A 6,335-nucleotide genomic window follows, 5' to 3' on the forward strand; every position below is an offset into this window, starting at 1 on the left:
AATTCAAGTTGCCAAGAGTGACGGCAGGATTGGCAAAGGTAACGTTGATGACCAGAACGAGATCGCCCATTACGATGAATTCCTTTAATTGCACAACAAAATGGGCAGGTTACATCAATCTTTGCCATCTGACTCTTCTCCAAATAGGCATACGATACAAGATTCAATAAATTGATGTCATGACCGGTAAAATAATCGCTGACATTACCGATGATTTAAATTAAAATTAAAAACACTCACCTTCGAAGAAATAAATTTAGATGAGAATAATAAAATACCTAATGACATTAGTTTATGTATATATGCAATTACTTTCTCTGGTAATGTGACATGAAAAAAATGATGAAGTATTTCATGCTATTATTAGGCGAATCCAAGTTAGTTTATTATATAAACGTTTTGTTTGTTTTAAGTTATGACTTCGAATTATAAACTTGAGTTATTGTTGAGTAATTACATTTAGATATATATTGTAAAAATAATTAAAGTGGCAATTTTATTTAAATTACATTGCTAATTGTATCAGAAAATAACAATATGATAAGTTAATTATTTTTTAGTGATTTTAAAATAAATAAATTATCAAATTATTACAATAATAAATTATTGCATCTGGATTAAATATGAATCATGAAACCTATGACAATATTGATAAATCTGTATTTAAATTATCTGAAAGTGGTTTAACAGATACTGAGCGTGGAAAAGCATTGACAGAACTGGGTTCATATGTAAAGAAAACACGCAACAAATTTATGGGTTATCAAACCAACCAAGAACTCCACTATTCATCAGAACTGAGTGAATACTTAGATGTTCAATTAAACAATGTTGGTGATCCTTTTGTGACAGGCAATCTCAGGGTTAATTCAAAGGTTGTTGAACGTGCTGTATTGGATTATTTTGCTAAACTTTGGAATGCACCTGACAGAGATAACGCCACACTAGGCGAGGGCTACTGGGGTTATGTGCTGTCAATGGGAAGCACGGAAGGAAATTTATATGCATTGCGTAATGCTCGTGACTATTTGGCAGGAAAAGCGCTCTGGATTGATTCGAATTCAAACAATTACATTGAACAAAGAACTTATTTAGGAGGTAATGAAAATTCGCTGATACCCGTACTTTTTTACTCCGAAGATACACATTACTCAATCGATAAAGCCAAAGATATTTTGGCACTGCCTACTTTTGCTGAAATCGGTGAGTCGCGCTATCCTGGGCAATGTCCTATTGCAACGAATAATGGAAAATGGCCAACAAAAGTTCCGTCTCTGTCAACAGGTTCGATTGATTTAGATAAACTGAGTACATTAGTAGAGTTTTTTGCGTCACGTGGTTTCCCGATAGCAATAAACTTCAACTATGGCACAACCTTTAAAGGTGCTCTTGATGATGTCAGCGGCGCAATTGATTTACTGCTCCCCATACTTGAGAAATACGGTCTCAAGGATAGAACACTTCAAATTACGCTGGAAAATGGCAAATTTGTTAAAAGTCCTCGAAATGGCTACTGGTTCCACATTGATGGTGCACTGGGCGCTGTTTATGGTCCATTCCTAGAGAAAGCGAGAGAGCAGGGAATCGATATTGGTGTAGGAACGCTTCCTTCATTTGATTTCAGAAATCCAATCCATTCGATTGTGACCAGCGGTCATAAAGAAATGGGAACGCCATGGCCTACAGGCGTTTATCTGACCAAACAAAAATATTTATTGAGCTTCCTCAGTGTGGATTATATCGGTGCTCAAGATTCTACTTTAGCGGGTTCGAGAAATGGTTTTTCGGCGCTGCTACTTTGGCATTATCTGGCCAGATATTCTTATAACGACCAAATTGAAAAAATCGTCCATCGACTTTGGATGAGTGAAAACGTTTATCAGAAATTGCAAGCATTGGGTGGCGAGCTTGGCCTAGATCTTCACGTGCATCGCTCTCCACTTTCCCTCAGTATTCTGTTCCTTTGTCCTAACAATGATATTGTTGAAGATTTCTCACTGTCTACTGAAGCTAAAAATGATATTAGGTATGCACACCTTTTCGTTATGGAACATGTGACAGATGAACTGATTAACCAACTTATAGCGGCATTGCGTCAGCCTGGTGCTTTTAACAGAACACTATTTCTGGATAATCAACCACAACTCACCACAATAAATATCTAATTATTAAAATTCAGCAACCACCGACTAAAGTCGGTGGTTGCCGAGTCCATATAAAAATGTAGCATTTTTATTGAGAATCTTATGGGAAATAAAATGTCTAATTTTAATTTTTATTCGTCTAAAATCAAAGGATAACATTAATTATGACGAACAAGCTATCATCTAGAGATATTTTAGCATTAGGATTTATGATTTTTTCTTTATTTGTGGGAGCTGGGAATATTATTTTTCCTCCTATAATTGGTTTTCAAACAGGCGAAAGTGTTTGGCTGGCAGCTATAGGTTTTTTAATTACTGGTGTTGGATTGCCTATAATCACCATTATTTCTTTGGCTAGGGTAGGAGATCTTAAAAATCTTAGTTCACCAATAGGTAAATTTTGTGGTTTTTTGTTGGCTACTATTTGTTATTTATCAGTAGGCCCACTTTTTGCAATACCAAGAACGGCTACAGTTTCTTTTGAATTAGGTCTCGCATCAATAACAAAAGAAGGGAAATTGCCTTTGTTAATATACAGTATTGTATACTTTTCATTGGTTATATATATATCACTATATCCTAAAAAATTGCTAGATAATGTAGGCTATATATTAGCACCTATAAAAATTATAGCATTAGCGATCTTGGCTATTTCGGCTGTTTTTTATCCAGCCGGAGAATCTGTGAAAGTAATTAATTATTATTCTGAAAACCCATTCGCAAGTGGTTTCTTGAATGGTTACTTAACGATGGATGCTTTGGCAGCTATGATGTTTGGAAGCATTATAGTTAATGCTGTACGTTCTAGAGGAATTGAATCTGATAAATTACTAAATAAATATATACTAAAAGCTACTTCTATTGCTGGTTTTTGTTTGGTCTTAATGTATCTTTCATTATTTAAATTAGGTTCAGATAGCGGTACTTTCTTATCTTCAGCAGAAAATGGAGCTGTAATTTTAAGAAGTTATGTTCAATATACATTTGGTGTATATGGTAGTATTTTTTTAGCTATATTGATTTTTATTGCTTGCTTGGTCACTGCCATAGGTCTAACATGTGCTTGTGCTGAATTTTTTAATTCATATTTACCATTATCATATAGTATATTGGTCATTGTTTTTGGTATTTTTTCTATGATAATATCAAACCTTGGATTAAATTATTTAATTCAGTTTTCAATTCCTGTTTTAACAGCAATTTATCCACCTTGTATTGTTTTAGTATTATTAAGCTTTACAAAAAATTATTGGAATAATTTTTCTTTCATTTTAACGCCTACGATAATAACTAGTCTTATATTTAGTCTTTTGGATTCTGTAAAATCATTTGATGGTTTTTCATTTTTTATACCAAGTTGGTTTTATGAAATTCCATTATCAAATCATCAATTGGCATGGTTGTTGCCTTCTTTTTTGATTATGTCTGTATTAATGATTATTGATAAATTAATAAAAAGAAAAATAAATATTTCAATTTAAGTATTTATTTTTTTCAAAAAATACGTAATTAACCCGAATTCTGGATAAGAAATTGACGAAAAGCCTGTTCCGGGAACAAAGTTTTGGTGAACGCCGAAAACCGCTCCGGGGAGGAACAGGCTATGAATAACTTAGTTGAAATTTTCTGCGATGTCGACGATTTTTGCCGTTTTTTCGGTCATGTATTGAATAGTTAGTTATTATGATATGTTCTAACTTTTTAAGGGTGGATCATGGCTAAAGTTGACGTTTCTTGTCGTTATTGTCACACATCAGAACATGTCAAAGGGCATGGAAAAGGAAATGGTGGCCATCCCCGTTATCGTTGTTATGCCTGCTGTAAGGTCTTTCAGCTGGAATACACCTATTAAGCCTGCAAACCCGGTGTTAAAGAGCAGATTATCAATATGGCAATGAATAACGGAGGGATCCGCGACACCGCCCGTGTCCTGAAAGTGACCACAAGCACCGTCATGACAACGCTAAAAAACTCATCCCCCGAAACGTGACGACGCTTCCTCTTGACGGGGATAACATTCATCTTATCTGTGAAATGGATGAGCAATGGTCGTTTGTGGGGAACAAGAAAAATCAACGCTGGCTCTGGTATCCCTGGGAACCCCGTCTGAAACGGATAGTGGCGCATGTTTTGGGGATCGCAGCCGGAAAACATTAGACAAACTGTTTGCCCTTTTATCGCCCTTTAGTATTCGGTTTTATTGTACGAATGATTATGCTGTGTATGACAGCCTCCCAGAGGAAGAACACCTGACCGGGAAGACATTCACCCAACGTTTAGAAAGAAATAATTTAACGCATCGAACCCGGATAAAAAGACTGAATCGAAAAACGATAGGATATTCTAAATCGGCGGAAATGCACGATAAAGTGATTGGCACTTTCATTGAGCGTGAGAACTATTTTTAATAAGAGATCTAACTATTTAATATACAATCGTTTTTTCATCCCTCAGTGGACGCAGTTTTGCCTTGATAACGGATACCGTCTACGCCGCCGACAAGGTCGCATGTATCCCAGTGAAATCATGACTATTTTAATCCTCTTTCATCTGTCACATTACCGTGATTTTAAACATTTTTATCTGGCGCAGATTTGGAAATATCATCACAAAGATTTTCCCGCCTTGCTCAGTTATACCCGTTTTATTAGTGCCGCCCCTTCCGTTTTGATGCCATTATGCAGTTATCTGACTCAATTAAAAGGGAAACCGACAGGCATTGCTTTTATTGATTCCACGAGTTTGCGCGTTTGTCATAACATCCGTATTCCCCGCCATAAAGTCTTTGAAGGGATAGCACAACGAGGAAAAACCTCAATGGGTTGGTTTTACGGTTTCAAATTACACTTGGCTATAAACCATCAGGGGGAAATTCTGGCACTTAAAGTGACGGCGGGTAATGTGGATGATCGGGAACCTGTTCATGAATTAACAAAAGAATTAACGGGTTCTCTTTATGGTGATAAAGGTTATCTCAGTCAGGAACTGGCTGACGATTTAGCTAAAACGGGGATCACTTTCATCATCAAAAAGCACCGAAATATGAAAGCTCACATGCAAGCTGAATGGGATAAGATAATGTTATCAAAGCGTTTTATCATTGAAACAATTAATGGGCAATTAAAAATCATTTCTCAAATAGAACACTCGCGCCACCGAAGCATAAAAGGATTTCTGTTGACTGTTTTAGGGGGGGTGATTGCTTACTGCCTTAAATTGAAAAAGCCATCACTTAAAAATTTCTACTCAGAAGACGATTTTCCAGTGATGGCTTAAGCGGAATTCGGGTTACTTAAGTTCTTCTGTTGACGAAAAAGCTAAAGAGACAATTAAAAGAGAAAGCGTTTACCGTAATTGCGGGGCTGATTGCTTATTTGTTCCGGGGCTAGTAAATCTGGAAGAAATACAGGATATTTCTAAAGCTATAATGCTTCCACTTAATGTGATGAATATACCTAATATAGCCAATATAAGTGTTTTAGCAGAAAATGGCATAAATAGGTTTAGCTTGGGTAATTCAGTTTTTGATGATGTGTATTCTTATTTCCAAAGCGTAGCATCAAGATCACTGAAAGACGGTAACTTTTCAACTCACTATAATCACCCAGCTCTTAGTTAGCCATAAAGAAGTGGCCTTTAGCAAGGCCACTTTACTATTACTTTTAGTTACTTTTGTAGTACAGAAATTATAAGAAACGCGGGCATTTTTACCCATATTGACGGTTCTGTCGCATTAAAAGGGGGTACTGGTCAAAACGAACCCATTCTATTTATTGATGCAATGCATCCCACCCCACGCAGTCGACAAAATTAAGCCACGGCAGGATGAAAGCAGGGAAAGCGCATGTCAAAGTAGTTGAAACCACGGAGAGCCGTACTCGTCTTAACATTGTAGGCGCGTTGAATTTACAACGGATTGAAGACACCGTGATCCGTGAATATCCGACAATTGATGCCAGAAATATTGTCTTGTTCTCCGGTGCAATCCGGGAAACGTATCCGATTTCGCAAAGAATCCATATTATTTTAGACGGAGTTGGTTACCACCGTGCTCAGTTGGTCAAAGACTTCGCTGACGTGCTTAATATTGAATTGCATTACCTGCCACCTTACAGTCCTAACCTCAACCCGATTGAGCGATTATGGAAGTACGCGAATGAGCAGGTACGAAACAATCTCTATTTCCCGGAT

General features: G+C 36.6%; 4 protein-coding genes and 3 pseudogenes. 6 read left to right on the forward strand and 1 reads right to left on the reverse strand.

The genetic code is table 11. The annotated features are described in order from the left end of the window. Positions 1–128: IS1 family transposase (locus tag Xvie_RS25960; protein WP_139838915.1), on the reverse strand; the 128-nt coding region annotated here is incomplete at its 3' end. A 495-nt stretch (positions 129–623) separates the two neighbouring features. Between Xvie_RS25960 and Xvie_RS19620 the strand changes: the two genes are divergently transcribed. The 6 genes and pseudogenes from Xvie_RS19620 to Xvie_RS19645 all read left to right on the forward strand — a co-directional run. Continuing rightward, the gene (locus Xvie_RS19620; RefSeq protein ID WP_086110796.1) at positions 624–2,165 is read left to right on the forward strand and encodes a pyridoxal-dependent decarboxylase; all 1,542 of its coding nucleotides are present in this window, start codon (positions 624–626) and stop codon (positions 2,163–2,165) included. Between the two features lie 143 nt (positions 2,166–2,308). Then, positions 2,309–3,625, forward strand: a complete 1,317-nt coding sequence (gene brnQ / locus Xvie_RS19625; protein WP_086110797.1) for a branched-chain amino acid transport system II carrier protein — start codon at positions 2,309–2,311, stop codon at positions 3,623–3,625. A gap of 233 nt (positions 3,626–3,858) precedes the next feature. Continuing rightward, positions 3,859–4,552 (forward strand): annotated as a pseudogene (locus Xvie_RS19630) (IS1 family transposase). Continuing rightward, complete coding sequence (locus Xvie_RS19635; RefSeq protein ID WP_086110798.1) at positions 4,536–5,420, forward strand: IS982 family transposase; 885 nt, start codon at positions 4,536–4,538, stop codon at positions 5,418–5,420. The pseudogene Xvie_RS19630 and the gene Xvie_RS19635 overlap by 17 nt, the downstream one beginning before the upstream one ends. A 37-nt stretch (positions 5,421–5,457) precedes the next feature. Further along, positions 5,458–5,763 (forward strand): annotated as a pseudogene (locus tag Xvie_RS25965) (isocitrate lyase/phosphoenolpyruvate mutase family protein); the annotation flags it as partial. A gap of 126 nt (positions 5,764–5,889) precedes the next feature. Next, positions 5,890–6,335, forward strand: a pseudogene (locus Xvie_RS19645) (IS630 family transposase); the annotation flags it as partial.

Source organism: Xenorhabdus vietnamensis, assembly GCF_002127535.1.
Lineage (GTDB): Bacteria > Pseudomonadota > Gammaproteobacteria > Enterobacterales > Enterobacteriaceae > Xenorhabdus > Xenorhabdus vietnamensis.